The sequence below is a fragment of the Pseudomonas leptonychotis genome (genome assembly GCF_004920405.1).
In the GTDB taxonomy this organism is placed as follows: Bacteria; Pseudomonadota; Gammaproteobacteria; order Pseudomonadales; family Pseudomonadaceae; genus Aquipseudomonas; species Aquipseudomonas leptonychotis.
Window position 1 is genome coordinate 90930 of sequence record NZ_RFLV01000003.1, and the last position, 15128, is coordinate 106057.

A 15128-nucleotide genomic window follows, 5' to 3' on the forward strand; every position below is an offset into this window, starting at 1 on the left:
ACAGCTGCGGTAGCACTAAAACGCTTGACTGTTTAATGGGGGCGGCTCGGTGAATTTCAAGCCTGCTCATCAATCGAGGGTGGCGCTTCCACCGGAGCCTTGCTGACCACCACCATGGCGGGGCGCAACAAGCGGCCGTTGAGCATGTAGCCCTTCTGGAACACCTTGAGCACGCTATTAGGCTCGACGCTAGTGCTTTCCTGCATTGCCATGGCCTGGTGATGCTCGGCATTGAACGGCGCACCGTGCGGGTCGATAGCATCCAACTGGAAACGCTTAAGGGTGTCGTGGAACAACTTGAGCGTCAGCTCCATGCCCTCACGCACCGCTTTGATTGCTTCGTCATCCGGACTGGATAGCTCAAGGCCGCGCTCCAGACTGTCCACCACCGGCAGCAAGTCATTGGCGAATCGCTCCAGCGCAAATTTGTGCGCTTTTTCTACATCTTGCTCGGCGCGACGGCGCACGTTCTGCAGATCGGCAGCCACACGCAGCGATTGATCCTGCGCAGCGGCCAGTTGCTCTTCCAGCGCTTGCACGCGAGCAACTAAGTCATCGCCCGCAGCGGCTTCAGCCGCTGTTTGTACATCGGGGTTCTGCGTATCCAGGGTCTGTTCGTCAGCCATGCGTCTCTCCTCTTAAAATTCGACGCGAGCCTCAACTCACGTGCTTGACCGGTATATGGGGGCAAAAAATATGCTTTCAAGGACAGCAGATGGATTGTCAGCCCACAAAAAAACACTGTATAAATAACCAGACATGAACTTGGGAGGCCCTCACCATGCTGGTGCACCTGTCCGTACACAACTACGCCATTGTTGAACACCTTGACCTAGAGCTAGACGCCGGCATGAGCGTGATCAGCGGCGAAACCGGCGCAGGCAAATCCATCATGCTCGACGCCCTCGGCCTGACCCTGGGTGATCGCGCCGACAGCGGCGTGGTGCGCCCCGGTGCAGACAAAGCGGACATCCTCGCCAGCTTCGACCTGAGCAACATTGCCGAGGCCCGCGCCTGGCTGGCGGAGCGCGACCTAGAAAACGACGGCCCGTGCATCCTGCGCCGCGTGATAACTGCCGAAGGCCGCTCGCGGGGTTATATCAACGGTTCACCCTGCCCCCAAGGCGACCTCAAAGCCCTGGGTGAACTGTTGATCGACATCCATAACCAGCATGAACACCAATCATTGCTAAAGCCGGAGACCCACCGCCGTCTGCTCGATGAATATGCCGGCAGCCAGGAACTGGCGCGCCAAGTGCAACTCGCCGCACAGCGCTGGAAGCAAACCAAGAATGAGCTGGAGCGTGTATCCAGCATCGGCGACGAGCAGCGCGCCCGTCATCAGCTGCTCAGCTATCAACTTGAGGAGTTGGATAATCTGGCCCTTGGCGAAAATGAACTGGAACAGCTTGAGCTGGAACACAAAAATCTGACCAACGCCGAAAGTCTGCTCAGCGCCTGCCGTCTGGTCATTGAGCAATGCAGCGAGAATGACGCTGGCAACGTGCTGTCCGCACTCACCAACAGCCTCAACCGTCTCGGTGCCTTTCAGGGTCAGCCAGGGGCGCTCAGCGAGGCCACTAACCTGCTGGCCAGTGCGCAGATTCAGGTCGAAGAAGCCGTTGGCGAACTGAATCGCTTTCTCGATCATTTCGACGCCGACCCCGAGCGCCTACGACAGATGGAAGAGCGCTTGGATGCGATTTACACCCTGGCGCGCAAGCACCGCATACAGCCCAGTGAACTGGGCGCCAGGCAGCAGCAGTTGTTCGAAGAACTGGAAAGCCTGAATGCCGACGACCAGGCCGCTGAACGCCTGACAGACGAGCTGGCGGCCTTCGCGCGCCACTACCAAGACAAAGCGACGGAACTCAGCACCCTGCGCAATAACGCCGCTGGCCAACTGGCCAGTGCGGTAGAAGTGGAGATGCAGACCCTCGGCATGCCGGGCGGGCGCTTCAATATCAAGCTCAGTGCCAACAGCAACAGCGAACCACACCCCAATGGCCTAGAACAGTTGGAGTTTCTGGTCAGCGCCAACCCTGGCCAACCGCTGAAAGCCCTGGCCAAGGTCGCCTCGGGTGGCGAACTGTCGCGTATCAGCCTGGCGATTCAGGTCATCACCGCGCAAACCTCGCGCGTACCTACCCTGGTCTTCGATGAGGTCGATGTCGGCATCGGCGGCCCCACCGCCGAAGTGGTCGGGCAGCTGCTACGCCGTCTCGGCGAACGCGGCCAGGTTTTGACCGTTACTCACTTGCCGCAAGTTGCTGCCCAAGGCCATCAGCATCTGTTCGTACACAAAGTGCGTGAAAGCGACGCCACACGCACCGCAGTCAGCAAACTCAGCTCGACGCAACGGGTTGAGGAAATCGCGCGCATGCTTGGCGGTGTCGATTTGACCGAAGAATCACTTGCCCACGCGCGCCAGATGGTCGGCAGCGCTCAAGCCTGATTTAAAAGCCGCAGAAAGCACAAAGGCGACCCTGGGGTCGCCTTTGTCATGCCTGCGTCAATCAGGTTTTCTTGCGTACATACAGCACAAGATTGTGATCAACCAACTCAAAACCGTGCTCTTTGACGATTTCTTTCTGGCGTTTTTCAATCTCGGCATCGAAGAACTCGATCACTTCACCGGAATCGACACAAACCATATGGTCGTGATGGCCGCTGTCCGCCAACTCGAAGACCGCATGACCGCCATCGAAGTTGTGACGAACCACCAAACCGGCCGCCTCAAACTGGGTTAATACACGGTAGACAGTCGCCAAACCCACGTCATCGCCCGCCTCCATCAGTGCCTTGTAGACATCCTCGGCGCTCATGTGACGCTGACCGGCAGAGTCGAGCATTTGCAGTATCTTGACCCGTGGCAGGGTCACTTTCAGGCCAGCCTTGCGTAGTTCGCTATTTTCAACCATGGTCTGCTTTCTCACGGAAGCGGCTTCGCAGCTTCCTTTATTGCGGGTATGATCCGGGGTTATATTGCCCAGCCAAGATAGTGGAAGTCGCCCACCGATGCAAAAAACCAAACTCCTGCTGACCAGCCTCACCCTTACGGGGCTACTCGCACTCGCCGGTTGTTCATTCCCCGGGGTTTATAAAATCGACATCCAACAGGGCAATGTCGTCACGCAGGACATGATAGACCAGTTGCGTCCGGGAATGACCCGTAAGCAAGTACGGTTTATCATGGGTAACCCCCTGCTCACCGACACCTTCCACGCCAACCGCTGGGATTACCTGTACAGCATTCAGCCAGGTGGCGGTGAGCGCTTGCAGGAGCGTGTCAGTGTGAACTTCGGCGCTGACGATCAGCTGGTAGGCCTGTCTGGCGACTTTATGCCGGGCGTCAGCCGCGACCAAGCGATCCTGGGCGAAGGCAGTGGGGTGACCACGCCGCAAACAACGCAACAGGTTGAAGAAAAACCTGCTCCGGGTTCGCTGCTTGAGCAGATCCAGCGTGAAGTGGACGATGTAAAAGTCGTTCCAGTGCCAACACCAGAACCCCTGGAAAGCACTCCGCAGTAATATCTGCCGACAAAAAAGCCCGGACATGTCCGGGCTTTTTTATGCTCCGCCGCTCATCACGGCCGCTCTATACGCGTTACTGCTCGCCGCCCTCTGCTTTAGCTTGCGCCGCCTTGGCCGCACGCTGCTTGCGCACCTCTTTCGGGTCGGCAACCAATGGCCGATAAATTTCTACCCGCTCGCCGTCTTCCAGCACCCGCTCATCCGGCTTACTCACCGCCTTGCCAAAGATACCCAGCGGACTGCTGTGCAGATCCACGTCGGGGAAATGCACCTGCATGCCGGACTGCAGAGCCGCCTGCCGCACCGTACTGCCGTAAGGCAGGCTCAAGCGCAGCAACTTCTGCTTATCCGCCAGGGCATAAACCACTTCAACCACGATATTGGGCTTATCCATAAAGTTGTTTGGCCCTTTGGCAAAAGGCATCGACCAAGGTATTGGTAGCTTGATTGAACAGCGGTCCAAGCGTGGCACGCACCAGAGGGCCCGCATAATCAAAGGTCAGGTCCAGACTGATCTTGCACGCCTTGTCGCCCAACGCCTTGAACTCCCAATGACCATATAGCTGGGTAAACGGACCCTCAACGAGATTCAAGGTAATCCGCTCACCGGGCACCAAGGTATTGGCCGTCACAAAGCGCTGACTCAATCCGGCTTTGGCGACAGCCAAGCTGGCGCGCATATGCGTTTCACTGACCTCAAGCACTTCACTGGCTGAACACCAAGGCAGAAACTGCGGGTAGCTGGCCACATCATTGACCAGATCAAACAACGCCTGCGCCGGATAAGGCAACAACGCTGAACGCTGAATATGCGTACTCATAACGCAACCACCTGGCTAAACAGAATGCCAAAAATCATTTACTCAACTCGGCAACAAAGACGATCAACACCCCAATCGGCGCGACCACACGAATTAACCAATACACCACGTTGAACAGCAGCGGGCTTTTCATCGCCAGCTCTTCACGCACCGCCTCACGCTTGAGTACCCAGCCCGCGAATACGGCAAAGGCCAGCCCACCAAGCGGCAGCAGAATACGACTGGTCAGGTAATCGATAGTGTCGAAGAAGTTTCGCCCACCCTCGGCGCCCCACTGGAACAAGTGGAAACCATCTTCAGCGAAGACAAAAAACTTAGCCTCAGCCCCCAGGTTAAAGGACAGCACCGTACCCATGCCAACCGCCCAGCAAAGAAACGCCAGCACACTGGTCACCAGCACCCGACTGCGCTTGCTGCGCTCGACCAGATAGGCCACCGCCGGCTCCAGCATGGAGATCGATGAGGTCCAGGCGGCAATTAGCACCAAAATAAAGAACAGCGTCCCCATCACCTGACCAAAGGCGATGTTGCCAAACGCAACCGGCAGCGTAACAAACATCAGCCCCGGCCCAGCACTCGGCTCCAACCCACCCGCAAAGACGATGGGGAACAGTGCCAAACCTGCAGTAAGAGCCACCAGGGTATCGAGAATACCGACGGTGAGGATGGTGCTGCCAATCGAGGCGTTCTTCGGCATATACGAGCCGTAGACCATGATGGCGCCTACACCGACACTTAAGGTGAAGAAGGCATGACCCATGGCAGCCAGCACGCCATCGAGCAACCGATCAGGCTGAAAATCGAATAAGAAGTGAAAGCCCTGCATAAAATGCCCAGTGGTCATGCTGTAACCCAGCAGCACCAGCAACAACACAAACAGGAGCGGCATCATGATGCGCAAGCTGCGCTCAAGACCGGCCACCACCCCACGGGCGATAACAAAGCCAGTCAGCAGCATAAACAGCGTATGCCACAAGGTCAGTCGCCATGGGTCAGCGGTCAGCGCACCAAACGCCGCACCAGCGCCCTCGGCACTGACGCCAGCAAACTGCCCGCCGCCCATGCTGAGGATGTAATCCAGCGACCAGCCCGCCACCACACTGTAAAACGACAGGATCAGCAGAGCGGCAACCATCCCCACCAGCGCCGCCCAGGACCATTTCGGCGAGGCGCCCGATTCAATAGCCAGGGCCTTGAGGGTATTCACCGGGCTCTGCCGGCCGCGCCGACCGATCAGGGTTTCGGCAAGCATGATCGGCAAGCCGACCATAAAGATGCACACCAGGTACATCATCACGAACGCCCCGCCGCCGTACATGCCGGTCATATAGGGGAATTTCCAGATATTGCCCAAGCCGACGGCCGAACCGGTCGCCGCCAGAATAAATACCCAGCGGCTGGCCCAGGCACCGTGGATCGAAACCTTGTCGTTCGCCATGTTCGGCTAGCCCGCTCTGTTGATAAAAGACCGCGCATTGTCGGGGATTCACCAGAACGGCTCAAGCGCAGCCGACGCCATGTGGCATCAGGCGCGTAGCAAAGCTGATTTTGCCTCGTCGCACACATAGCGCCCGCGCCAGTGACTCCCTATAATGCGCGCCCTATGGCTAAACAAAAGAAACACCCACAAGGCACCATCGCGCAAAACAAAAAGGCGATGCACGACTACTTCGTCGAAACCCGTTTCGAGGCAGGACTCGTCCTGGCTGGCTGGGAAGTGAAAAGTCTGCGCGCAGGCAAGGCTCAGTTGGTTGACAGCTACGTGCTGCTCAAAAATGACGAAGCCTGGCTGATGGGCTGCCACATCACCCCTCTGACTACGGCCAGCACCCACGTGATCGCCGATCCGATACGCACGCGCAAGCTGCTGCTGAACAAGCGCGAGCTGGACAAGCTGTTCGGTGCCGTGCAGCAGAAAGGCTATGCCTGCGTCGCCCTGTCGATCTATTGGAAGGCGCACCTGATCAAGTGCGAAATTGCCTTGGGTAAAGGCAAGAAGGACTTCGACAAACGCCACACCGAGAAAGAGCGCGACGCCGATCGCGAAGTGCAGCGCGCGATGCGCACCAAAGGCAAAGACGACTAAACGCGCCGCGCCAAACAAAACGCCCCGCTAATGCGGGGCGTTTTTGTTAGTGCATTCAGCTCAACGCAACTCAGTGAAGGCCAATTTGACGCCCAAACCTATCAGCACCGTACCCATCAAACGATCAAACCAGTGCCCCATTCGCGCAAAACCGGCACGCACCCGCTGATGACTGAACAGCTGGGCAACCATGCAAAACCACAACGCTGTTGCCACCGCCAGGTAAACCCCATAACCCGCCTGCACGGGCAGCGGCGTATGCGGGTTGATCACCACAGTAAACAGCGAGAGGAAAAACAGCGTGGCTTTGGGGTTCAGGCCGTTGGTCACAAAGCCGGCGACAAAGGCTGCACGCGGCGAGCGTGCCCCCTCATCCAGATTCAACTCCGCTTCGCTCGGGCTTGCCGGTTTGGCGCGCAATGCTTTGATGCCGATGTACAGCAAATAGCCTGCGGCCAGCCATTTCAACGCATTGAACAGTACCAGCGATTGCGAGACGATCAAGCCGATGCCCAGCAGTGAATACGCCACATGGATAAAAATCCCGCAGCCCACACCTATCGCACTGAAGATGCCGGCACGCCGGCCATGGCCAACACTCTCGCGCACCACAATCGCAAAATCCGGGCCTGGACTGGCCACCGCCAGCAAGTGAATCAAGGCCACAGCTAAAAACTCAGTCCAGTACATGGGGCGACTCCGCGACGTCGAAATGATTCTGTTAGGCTCGCCACCTTACTCCCCGCCCAAACCCGCAGGATAGATACAGCTGATGAGTAACAGTCACCGCGCCGTTTTTCTCGACCACAACTCACTCGACTTGGGCGACCTCGACTTGTCCAGTTTGAGCGCTTGCTTCGCCGAACTGCAGCTGTATCCGCACAGCACCCAGGCGCAAACCATCGAACGTTTGCAAGGCGCGCAAGTGGCGATCAGCAACAAGGTGCCACTAAGTGCCGAGGTGTTTGCCGCCTGCCCGGAACTGCAACTGGTGTTGGTGGCCGCCACCGGCACCAACCCTATTGACCTGGCCGCTGCCCGCGCACACGGCGTTAGCGTGAGCAACTGTCAGGGCTACGGCACGCCATCGGTGGCACAACACACCTTGATGCTGCTACTGGCGCTGGCCACGCGCCTGTCTGACTACCAGCGCGACGTTCGCGCCGGCCACTGGCAACAGGCCCAGCAGTTCTGCCTGCTTGATTACCCAATCGTCGAACTGCACGGCAAGACCCTCGGCCTACTCGGCCATGGCGAACTGGGTGGCGCAGTCGCCAAACTGGCAGAAGCCTTTGGCATGCGTGTACTGCCTGGACAACTGCCAGGCCGTCCGGCGCGTGCAGACCGCATCCCCCTAGATGAACTGCTGCCGCAGGTCGATGCACTGACCCTGCATTGCCCGCTGAACAGCGACACCCTGAACATGCTCGGCGCCCGCGAACTCAGCCTGATGAAACCCACAGCATTTGTGATCAATACCGCCCGCGGCGGCCTGATCAACGAACAGGCACTGGCCGACGCCTTGCGTGCCGGCCATCTAGGCGGCGCGGCTACCGATGTGCTGACCCAGGAACCACCAAAGGACGGCAACCCCTTGCTCGCTGCCGATATTCCACGGCTGATCATCACCCCACACAGCGCCTGGGGCAGCCGTGAAGCCCGGCAACGCATCGTCGGCCAGCTCAGCGAAAACGCACTGGGATTCTTCAGCGGCGCGCCTGTGCGCGTGGTCAGCTAAGCGCTAAGCTACGCCACTTTTTCCGAGGAGCGCTTATGGACCCGCGAAGCGAAGTACTGCTGCGCCAGGCCGACCTATTCAAAGGCCCGCTGCTGTTGGCCGGTTTGCCAGCGGATGACCTGCTGGGTCAACTCCCCGAAGCTCACGGCTGGAGCTGGCATGCCGGCGAGCACGCGCTGCTGGACGCCCGCTTCAGCAAGCGCTGCCACTTTGGCACCCAGCCCGGCGAACGCGACTTCCAGGCGGCCGTGCTGTTTCTGCCAAAGTCCCGCGAGCTGACTGAATACCTGCTCAATGCCCTGGCGACCCGCCTGAACGGTCGCGAGCTGTTTTTGGTTGGTGAAAAACGCGCTGGCATTGAGCGCGCAGCCAAGCAGCTGGCGTCTTTTGGCCAAGCACGCAAACTCGACAGCGCGCGGCACTGCCAGCTCTGGCAGGTAAGGGTTGACCACGCGCCCGCCTCGCCGGACCTGCACAGCCTGGCGCAACGCTATGAACTCGCCCTGGCCGACGGGCCGCTACAAGTGCTCAGCCTGCCAGGCGTCTTTAGCCATGGTCGCCTGGACGTTGGCAGCGCGCTGCTGCTTGAACACCTCGACAATTTACCCCGCGGGCACATCTTAGATTTTGGTTGCGGAGCCGGCGTACTCGGCGCAGCGCTGAAACGCCGCTACCCGGACAGCCAGATCACTCTGTTGGATGTGGACGCCTTTGCCGTCGAAAGCAGCCGCCTGACCTTGGCAGCCAACGGCTTGCAGGCTGACGTGATCAATGGCGACGGCATCGATGCCGCGCCTACGGGCCTGAGTGCGATCCTTAGCAACCCGCCGTTTCACCAGGGTGTGCACACCCACTACCAGGCCACCGAACACCTGCTGCGACAGGCCAACCAGCATCTGGCCAGCAAGGGCGAGCTGCGCCTGGTCGCCAACAGCTTTCTCAAATATCCGCCACTGATCGAACAACACCTCGGCCCCTGCCAAACCATGGCCCACGCCAAGGGCTTTCGCATCTACCGCGCCAGCAAAGGTTAACCGGAGCTTGCCCTATCACGGATGCGCGGGCAGAATGCGCGCGTCCTAGGGGAGTAGTCTCCCGCGAGCGCCAGCTCGCCCGGCACGCGTCAACATACTTGCTCGGCAGAGCATGGCGCGTGCGACCCAAGGCCTTCTTAGCGAGGCCTGCGGTTTGACCAGACCTATGACACGCACACCTTACCCGGGGCGGGAAGGCTGTACGTGTCATAGCCATGTCGACCCGCCCCTTAGGAAGCCTGATGCTCGAATCTCTGTTTGTTCCAACCTTTATCGTGGCCCTGGCCGAAATCGGCGACAAGACGCAGCTGCTCGCGTTGCTGTTGGCCGCACGCTTTCGCAAACCCTGGCCGATCATCTGGGGCATCGTGGTGGCCACCCTGGCCAACCATTTCGCCGCCGGCGCGATCGGCAACTGGGTTGCCAGCTTCTTCTCCCCCGCCACCCTGAGCTGGATTCTCGCTGCCAGCTTTGTTGCCGTAGCGCTGTGGACACTGATCCCGGACAAACTGGATGACGATGAAAGCTCAAAACTCAAGCGCTACGGGCCATTCCTGACCACCCTGATCGCGTTCTTCCTCGCGGAAATGGGTGACAAGACCCAGATCGCTACCGTGATGCTGGCCGCACAGTACCCGCACTTTATCTTGGTGGTGATCGGCACCACGCTGGGCATGCTATTGGCTAACGTGCCAGTGGTGCTGGCCGGCAACTTCGCCGCCGACCGACTGCCCTTGACGCTGATCCGCCGTGTCGCCGCTTGCGCCTTTGCAGCCCTGGCACTGTATGCGGGGTATCAGGCGCTGAAGTTCAGCGGGCTAATTTGACATCAAGCTGACGCCAGTTCACTGGCGTTTCGGCCACTACCTCCGCTTCCAAACGACTGCTACAGTGCGCAAAATCCTGCCCACTCGCAGTCAGGGATATGCGCATGTCACTGGATGATCGGAAAAAACTGGTACGTCATCATATCGACCTGTCGTGGAACAAAGGCCGCACAGCGCTCGCCGAGCAGTTGCACAGCAAAGACTTCCTCTACAAAAGCTCATTTATCGGCAGGCCACTGAGCAGCCCCGCGTTTGCACAGATGGTGCAAGATATTCGTCATGCCATGCCGGACCTGCAGGTGGTGATCGAAGAATGCATCGCCGAAGGTAACAAGGTGGTCACCTGGAGCACCCTGATTGGCACCATCCAGAAGCCCGCGCTCGGCTATCCACCCAGCGACAAAGTGTTGAGCATCTCCGCCATGGCCTTCTGGACGCTGAGCTCAAGCAACGAGATCCAGGAAATCTGCACCATGTTTGACATGGAAAGCTTTCGTTCCCAGCTTGGCTTACCCACTCAACCCTTTGCCGCCAAAGCTATGCCTTGAGAGACACGCTGCAGTGCATAACAAAAAAGCCCCGCATGTGAGCGGGGCTTTTTGTTTACGACGCTTTAACGCGCCTGTTCATACAGCGGCATCACCTTGGGAATAGCCGCCTGTAGCGCCGCAATACGGCTGCTTGACGATGGGTGCGTGCTCATAAACTCGGGCGGAGCACCTTCGCTGGCCCTGGCCATTTTCTGCCACAGACTGACGGCGGCATTGGGGTTGTAGCCTCCCCGCGCGGCCAGTTCCAGGCCAATCAAATCCGCTTCGTTCTCGTTACCACGGCTATTGGGCAGAGTCATGCCGTACTGCACCGCCGCATCGGCCAGCGCCATGCTGTCAGAGCCCAGACCAAGCAAAGCGCCTGCCCCCTGCTTAGTCAGCTCGATACCATAGGCTTTGGACATCGCTTCACGGCTGTGCTCGCGCAGGGCGTGAGCCATTTCATGACCCATGATCGCGGCAATTTCATCATCACTCAGCTGGAGCTTCTCGATGATGCCGCTGTAAAAAATTATCTTGCCGCCCGGCCCGCAGTTAGCATTTAGCTCGGGGCTCTTGATCAAGTTGACCTCCCACTGCCACTGCGCCGAATCCGGACGAAACAGCGGAGCCTGCTTGATCAGACGATTAGCAATTGTGCGCAAACGTTTAGCGTTATTGCTGGTTTTATCCAGCACGCCCTTACTGGATGCTTCCCCCAAGGTCTGTTGATAAGACTTGGCATACATCTGATTGACTTCTTGAGTCGAGAGCGCACTGAACATGTACTGCTTACGCTCAACACCTACGGCGCCGCCACTGGTGGTGTTCACCGCCTGGCAGGCTGTCAGCAGGCTGCAGAGCGCCAGGCTGGCCAGACGAAATGGGGTATTCATGTTCGTTCTCCTTCACAACAGGGGCCGTATGCTAGGTCGTGTGCCAGGGCAACACAACCTGCACGGCTTGCACTATGCCTCTCAAGGCTCTTTGCTAGATACAGCGACGAGCTCATGCTTTGACGCTAGGCTGCCGATACGCCAGAAACAGGCGCAACTATCGTGTTGAGGAGTCCCTATGCGATTCAGGTCGATCCAGTCCTCCGTTGCTCTTATGGCGGGGGCCAGCATCCTGGCAGTGGTCGTCGCCTTGGTGCTCTACGCCTTGTTTGCCGGAGCGCGAACCCAGACTCAGGTACAAGAGCGCACCCAAGGCCTCTTGGAGGACGTGATCGACCAACGCCTCAACGCCCTGGCCAGAGCCCAGGTCGGCCAACTGCAACGTCAATTCGAACACCCCATGACGGTGGCGAAGGGCCTGGCCACCCTCAACAGCCAGATGAGCAGCACCGATGGCAGCCCTGGCATCAGCCTGACCCGCGAGGAGCTGAGCAAGCTGGTAGGTGACTACCTCAAGGCCAACCCTGACCTCCTCGACCTTTATATCGGCTGGGAACCCAACGCCTTCGACCAGGACGACGATCTCTACGTCAATCAGAAAGAAAACGCTTACGACCATACAGGCCGCTTTATGCCCTGGTGGTACCGGGATGGTGACCAGCTGAAGCTTGACGCTCTGACTGTGGAGCAGATGGAAAGTGAGGAAGTTCAACCCACCGGAGTGCGCACTGGCGAGTACTACCTGTGCCCCAAGGAAACCGGCAAACCCTGCGTAATTGACCCGGCCTCCTACGACTTCGGCGGTAAACAGGTACTGGTTGCCGCCTTCAACGCGCCGATCATGGTCAATGGCCAGTTCCGGGGCGTTGTCGGCAACGACCTGGCTCTGGATTTTATCCAGGAGCGCCTGAATACGGCCAAAGGTGAGCTCTACGGCGGCGCAGGTGAACTTGCCCTGATCGCCGCCAACGGCACCCTGATTGCTGCAACCCAGGACGCCGCCTTGATTGGCCAGCCGGCGAGCAAGGCCATCGATCCAGAGCTGCTCAATCAACTCAAACAGAGCAGCAACGATCAACCGATCAACATGCTCGACGAGCAACGCCAATTACTGCAATTGCTGCTGCCGTTCCAGGTTGCCGGCACGTCAACACGCTGGACCCTGGCCATCGTACTGCCGACCAGCGCGGTATTCGCCGACCTGCAGGAACTGCAAAGCGGCCTTACCAAGCAAGCCGAGGCTGACACCCTGGGCATGGCCCTGGTAGGTCTGTTGGTTGCCGGCGTTGGCATGCTGGTGATCTGGTTTGTCGGCTACGGCATCGCCCGCCCACTGCGGCAGATGGTGGCCATGCTCGATGACATCGCCCAGGGTGATGGCGACCTGACCCGCCGCCTGGAGGTGAATCGCAGCGATGAATTGGGCGATATTGCCAAGGGTTTCAATACCTTCCTCGGCAAGCTGCAAAGCATGATTAGCCAAGTGGTCAGTTCGGTACAGAAAGTCAGTGATTCCTCCGAGCACACCGCCGACATCGCCATCCGCACCAATACCGGCGTGCAGAAACAGCTGGCAGAGATCGAACTGGTCGCCACCGCCGTGCATGAAATGACCGCCACCGCTCAGGACGTAGCGCGTAATGCCACCCATGCGGCCGAGGCCGCCAACCATGCAGACCGCGCGGCCAATCAGGGCAAGCAGACGGTGCAGCACACCGCCGATGCGATTGCCGCCCTGGCGCAGGAAATCGGCCGGGCGGTCACCGTGGTGCAAACCCTGGCCAAGGACAGCGAGAACATCAACGCCATCCTGGTGGCGATTCGCGGGATTGCCGAGCAAACCAACCTGCTTGCGCTCAACGCCGCCATCGAGGCTGCTCGCGCCGGTGAACAAGGCCGCGGCTTTGCGGTGGTAGCCGATGAGGTACGTAACCTGGCGCAGAAAACCCAGAAAGCCACCGAAGAAATTCAAACCATGATCCAGCAGCTACAGCAGGGCACCCGCGACGTGGTCAAGGTGATGGAAGACAGCCAAGGCAAGACCGATATCAGTGTGCAGCAAGCCAGCCAGGCCGCCGCCGCACTGGAGTCGATCACTCAAGCCGTATCGGTGATCAACGACATGAATACCCAGATCGCCAGCGCCGCCGAAGAGCAGAGCGCCGTCGCTGAAGACATCAACCGCAACGTCACCAACATCGGTCAAGTGGCCAATGAAGTGGCCGGCGGTGCTGACGAGGCCAGCCAAGCCAGTGCAGAGCTGACCAAGTTGGCCGAGCAACAACGTCGCCTAATCAACCAGTTCAGGGTCTGAACGAACCTTAATAAAAAGGCGGGCTGCCACGCAGTCCGCCTTTTTATTAGCCCCGCATGTCACCGCTTATGCGGGAGTCAGGCATTCGGGCGCATCGAGCTTGGGATCATTAATCAGATTGGCCAGCACTCGCTCACGCAGAGCAACCGGCGGCCGTGCCAGTAATGCCTGTAGCTCAACCGGTGATGTATCAGCAGCCAGCCAGGCGGCCTGCCCGGCCTCATCGAGAATCAACGGGCGACGCTGACTGGCAGCGGCCTGAGTGACCACCGCGGCACTCAGGTAAACGCAACCTTCAACCGGGTAGGCCTCCCATAAGGCCGCGAAATACAGCGGTGTGGTCTCAGCGGTAAGCCAATAGGGACGTTTGCGCGCCGTGCCTCGCCATTCATAAAAACCGTTAGCCGGCAGCAAACCGCGCCGCAGGCGAAACGCTTCGCGAAACATCGGTTGCTCGGCAAGGGTTTCCGCACGCGCCTGGGCGGGGGTTTTAGTCAGGTCAGTCAACCAGGGTGGCGTCAGCCCCCAACGGGCGCGCGTCAGTTGGCGCTCGCCCTCAACGTTGCGCAGCAGCAACACCTGGCTATTGGGCGAGATGCTCCAGTGCGGTAACTGGTCAGCAGGGAAGCCGGGAATCGCCGCAAATGCAGGCGTCCAACGGAACAGGGCATAACGTCCACACATGGGGAAACTCGATAGCGCTTGGAGTAAAGACAGTAGCTGTGCAGAGGCGTTTTAAACCTGCTTTACGGGCTTGCGAGCTTGCGCCATGCAAAGCGAAAACAGGCTGTTAGCAGAGCAACGAGCCTTGATGATTGTCCGGCTCATCGCCGGGCAGCGGTAGCGCGCTATTGTACGCGGCGATGAGTTCGTGTGCCCTACGTGCCTGCTCATCGTCAACCATCAGCCCGAGCAAACCGCAGGCGGGTAATTCACCCACCGCACCAGCCAAATGCTGCCCAGTTAGATAGGCCTCAATACCCTCACTGGCCAGCATGCCTAGCAGTAACTCGCCCTCCATCAGGTCCTGCGGTTCATAAATTCGCTGCATCAATCATTCTCCCCACGCACATCCAGGCTCCAATCCTCGCCATCGGTCTGCAGTGAAAACACGATGGGGCGACAGCACACGGGGCAGTCTTCGATGTATTGCTGATCACCCGCAGACAGGTCGAGTAACGCCTCGACCTGCTCACCACAATAAGGGCATTGGTAGTCCTGACTTTCCAGCATCGCGGTCTCCTTGTGACTTGGGCGTATAATCGCCGGTCTATAGCTGGCCCTGTCGTCGTGCACCCGATGTTTTAGGCGCGACGATCAGCGCAGTAAGCATTACCAAAGCCAACCA

The 15128-nt window shown here is 58.9% G+C and carries 17 protein-coding genes, 2 pseudogenes and 1 riboswitch; of the genes and pseudogenes, 9 read left to right on the plus strand and 10 right to left on the minus strand.

The features are described from left to right. Positions 1–56: 56 nt before the first annotated feature. Positions 57–626: a nucleotide exchange factor GrpE gene (gene grpE / locus D8779_RS14745; RefSeq protein WP_136665253.1), complete on the minus strand. Its 570-nt coding sequence runs from the start codon at positions 624–626 to the stop codon at positions 57–59. Between the two features lie 155 nt (positions 627–781). Here grpE and recN point away from each other — a divergent pair, with 155 nt between their 5' ends. Further along, entirely contained in the window at positions 782–2455 is a 1674-nt protein-coding gene (recN, locus tag D8779_RS14750; RefSeq protein WP_136665254.1) for a DNA repair protein RecN, read from the plus strand. A gap of 61 nt (positions 2456–2516) precedes the next feature. Here recN and fur read toward each other — a convergent pair whose 3' ends face one another. Next, positions 2517–2921, minus strand: coding sequence for a ferric iron uptake transcriptional regulator (fur, locus tag D8779_RS14755; protein ID WP_136665255.1), 405 nt, complete (start codon positions 2919–2921; stop codon positions 2517–2519). Between the two features lie 97 nt (positions 2922–3018). On the opposite strand from fur, the gene D8779_RS14760 reads away from it, so the two are divergent. Further along, positions 3019–3531 carry an outer membrane protein assembly factor BamE gene (locus tag D8779_RS14760; RefSeq protein WP_136665256.1) on the plus strand — a complete coding sequence of 171 codons (513 nt, stop codon included), beginning with the start codon at positions 3019–3021 and terminating at the stop codon, positions 3529–3531. Positions 3532–3607: 76 nt separating this feature from the next. On the opposite strand, the gene D8779_RS14765 is transcribed toward D8779_RS14760, so the two are convergent. From D8779_RS14765 to D8779_RS14775, 3 genes are read right to left on the minus strand one after another with little or no spacing between them, the layout of a single operon-like run. Continuing rightward, positions 3608–3928 carry an RnfH family protein gene (locus D8779_RS14765; protein ID WP_136665257.1) on the minus strand — a complete coding sequence of 107 codons (321 nt, stop codon included), beginning with the start codon at positions 3926–3928 and terminating at the stop codon, positions 3608–3610. Then, positions 3921–4355, minus strand: a complete 435-nt coding sequence (locus D8779_RS14770; protein ID WP_136665258.1) for a type II toxin-antitoxin system RatA family toxin — start codon at positions 4353–4355, stop codon at positions 3921–3923. The genes D8779_RS14765 and D8779_RS14770 overlap by 8 nt, the downstream gene beginning before the upstream one ends. Before the next feature lie 34 nt (positions 4356–4389). After that, on the minus strand, positions 4390–5793 hold the full coding sequence (locus D8779_RS14775; protein WP_136665259.1) for a sodium-dependent transporter: 1404 nt from the start codon (positions 5791–5793) through the stop codon (positions 4390–4392). 165 nt (positions 5794–5958) lie between these two features. Between D8779_RS14775 and smpB the strand changes: the two genes are divergently transcribed. Then, positions 5959–6441: an SsrA-binding protein SmpB gene (smpB, locus tag D8779_RS14780; protein WP_136665260.1), complete on the plus strand. Its 483-nt coding sequence runs from the start codon at positions 5959–5961 to the stop codon at positions 6439–6441. Between the two features lie 60 nt (positions 6442–6501). On the opposite strand, the gene D8779_RS14785 is transcribed toward smpB, so the two are convergent. Then, positions 6502–7131, minus strand: a complete 630-nt coding sequence (locus D8779_RS14785; protein WP_136665261.1) for a LysE family translocator — start codon at positions 7129–7131, stop codon at positions 6502–6504. Positions 7132–7213: 82 nt separating this feature from the next. On the opposite strand from D8779_RS14785, the gene D8779_RS14790 reads away from it, so the two are divergent. The 4 genes from D8779_RS14790 (at position 7214) to D8779_RS14805 (ending at position 10588) form a co-directional block, all read left to right on the plus strand. Beyond that, positions 7214–8179 carry a 2-hydroxyacid dehydrogenase gene (locus D8779_RS14790; protein WP_136665262.1) on the plus strand — a complete coding sequence of 322 codons (966 nt, stop codon included), beginning with the start codon at positions 7214–7216 and terminating at the stop codon, positions 8177–8179. A gap of 35 nt (positions 8180–8214) precedes the next feature. Beyond that, complete coding sequence (locus D8779_RS14795; RefSeq protein WP_136665263.1) at positions 8215–9213, plus strand: class I SAM-dependent methyltransferase; 999 nt, start codon at positions 8215–8217, stop codon at positions 9211–9213. Positions 9214–9249: 36 nt separating this feature from the next. Next, a riboswitch (yybP-ykoY riboswitch) is annotated at positions 9250–9381 on the plus strand. Between the two features lie 74 nt (positions 9382–9455). Further along, positions 9456–10040, plus strand: a complete 585-nt coding sequence (locus D8779_RS14800) for a TMEM165/GDT1 family protein (protein WP_136665264.1) — start codon at positions 9456–9458, stop codon at positions 10038–10040. 104 nt (positions 10041–10144) lie between these two features. After that, positions 10145–10588 (plus strand): ketosteroid isomerase-related protein, encoded by a 444-nt coding sequence (locus tag D8779_RS14805; protein ID WP_136665265.1) that lies wholly within the window; start codon positions 10145–10147, stop codon positions 10586–10588. 65 nt (positions 10589–10653) lie between these two features. On the opposite strand, the gene D8779_RS14810 is transcribed toward D8779_RS14805, so the two are convergent. Continuing rightward, complete coding sequence (locus tag D8779_RS14810; protein ID WP_136665266.1) at positions 10654–11466, minus strand: M48 family metallopeptidase; 813 nt, start codon at positions 11464–11466, stop codon at positions 10654–10656. Between the two features lie 439 nt (positions 11467–11905). Between D8779_RS14810 and D8779_RS21140 the strand changes: the two are divergent. Both D8779_RS21140 and D8779_RS21145 read left to right on the plus strand, forming a co-directional pair. Beyond that, positions 11906–12922 (plus strand): annotated as a pseudogene (locus D8779_RS21140) (methyl-accepting chemotaxis protein); the annotation flags it as partial. A gap of 261 nt (positions 12923–13183) precedes the next feature. Beyond that, positions 13184–13780: pseudogene (locus D8779_RS21145) on the plus strand (methyl-accepting chemotaxis protein); the annotation flags it as partial. A 66-nt stretch (positions 13781–13846) separates the two neighbouring features. Here the strand turns inward: D8779_RS21145 and D8779_RS14820 are convergent. From D8779_RS14820 to D8779_RS14830, 3 genes are all read right to left on the minus strand, one after another. Further along, positions 13847–14464 (minus strand): SOS response-associated peptidase, encoded by a 618-nt coding sequence (locus tag D8779_RS14820; RefSeq protein ID WP_136665268.1) that lies wholly within the window; start codon positions 14462–14464, stop codon positions 13847–13849. Positions 14465–14570: 106 nt separating this feature from the next. Continuing rightward, positions 14571–14831: a putative signal transducing protein gene (locus tag D8779_RS14825; RefSeq protein WP_136665269.1), complete on the minus strand. Its 261-nt coding sequence runs from the start codon at positions 14829–14831 to the stop codon at positions 14571–14573. Continuing rightward, positions 14831–15013, minus strand: coding sequence for a CPXCG motif-containing cysteine-rich protein (locus tag D8779_RS14830; protein ID WP_090375916.1), 183 nt, complete (start codon positions 15011–15013; stop codon positions 14831–14833). Before D8779_RS14830 ends, D8779_RS14825 begins: the two co-directional genes overlap by 1 nt. Between the last annotated feature and the right edge of the window lie 115 nt (positions 15014–15128).

What these genes read in the sequence shown, in the direction of transcription:
- grpE (WP_136665253.1), bottom strand. Translation starts at nt 626, where the DNA reads ATGGCTGACGAACAGACCCTGGATACGCAGAACCCCGATGTACAAACA.
- recN (WP_136665254.1), top strand. Translation starts at nt 782, where the DNA reads ATGCTGGTGCACCTGTCCGTACACAACTACGCCATTGTTGAACACCTT.
- fur (WP_136665255.1), bottom strand. Translation starts at nt 2,921, where the DNA reads ATGGTTGAAAATAGCGAACTACGCAAGGCTGGCCTGAAAGTGACCCTG.
- D8779_RS14760 (WP_136665256.1), top strand. Translation starts at nt 3,019, where the DNA reads ATGCAAAAAACCAAACTCCTGCTGACCAGCCTCACCCTTACGGGGCTA.
- D8779_RS14765 (WP_136665257.1), bottom strand. Translation starts at nt 3,928, where the DNA reads ATGGATAAGCCCAATATCGTGGTTGAAGTGGTTTATGCCCTGGCGGAT.
- D8779_RS14770 (WP_136665258.1), bottom strand. Translation starts at nt 4,355, where the DNA reads ATGAGTACGCATATTCAGCGTTCAGCGTTGTTGCCTTATCCGGCGCAG.
- D8779_RS14775 (WP_136665259.1), bottom strand. Translation starts at nt 5,793, where the DNA reads ATGGCGAACGACAAGGTTTCGATCCACGGTGCCTGGGCCAGCCGCTGG.
- smpB (WP_136665260.1), top strand. Translation starts at nt 5,959, where the DNA reads ATGGCTAAACAAAAGAAACACCCACAAGGCACCATCGCGCAAAACAAA.
- D8779_RS14785 (WP_136665261.1), bottom strand. Translation starts at nt 7,131, where the DNA reads ATGTACTGGACTGAGTTTTTAGCTGTGGCCTTGATTCACTTGCTGGCG.
- D8779_RS14790 (WP_136665262.1), top strand. Translation starts at nt 7,214, where the DNA reads ATGAGTAACAGTCACCGCGCCGTTTTTCTCGACCACAACTCACTCGAC.
- D8779_RS14795 (WP_136665263.1), top strand. Translation starts at nt 8,215, where the DNA reads ATGGACCCGCGAAGCGAAGTACTGCTGCGCCAGGCCGACCTATTCAAA.
- D8779_RS14800 (WP_136665264.1), top strand. Translation starts at nt 9,456, where the DNA reads ATGCTCGAATCTCTGTTTGTTCCAACCTTTATCGTGGCCCTGGCCGAA.
- D8779_RS14805 (WP_136665265.1), top strand. Translation starts at nt 10,145, where the DNA reads ATGTCACTGGATGATCGGAAAAAACTGGTACGTCATCATATCGACCTG.
- D8779_RS14810 (WP_136665266.1), bottom strand. Translation starts at nt 11,466, where the DNA reads ATGAATACCCCATTTCGTCTGGCCAGCCTGGCGCTCTGCAGCCTGCTG.
- D8779_RS14820 (WP_136665268.1), bottom strand. Translation starts at nt 14,464, where the DNA reads ATGTGTGGACGTTATGCCCTGTTCCGTTGGACGCCTGCATTTGCGGCG.
- D8779_RS14825 (WP_136665269.1), bottom strand. Translation starts at nt 14,831, where the DNA reads ATGCAGCGAATTTATGAACCGCAGGACCTGATGGAGGGCGAGTTACTG.
- D8779_RS14830 (WP_090375916.1), bottom strand. Translation starts at nt 15,013, where the DNA reads ATGCTGGAAAGTCAGGACTACCAATGCCCTTATTGTGGTGAGCAGGTC.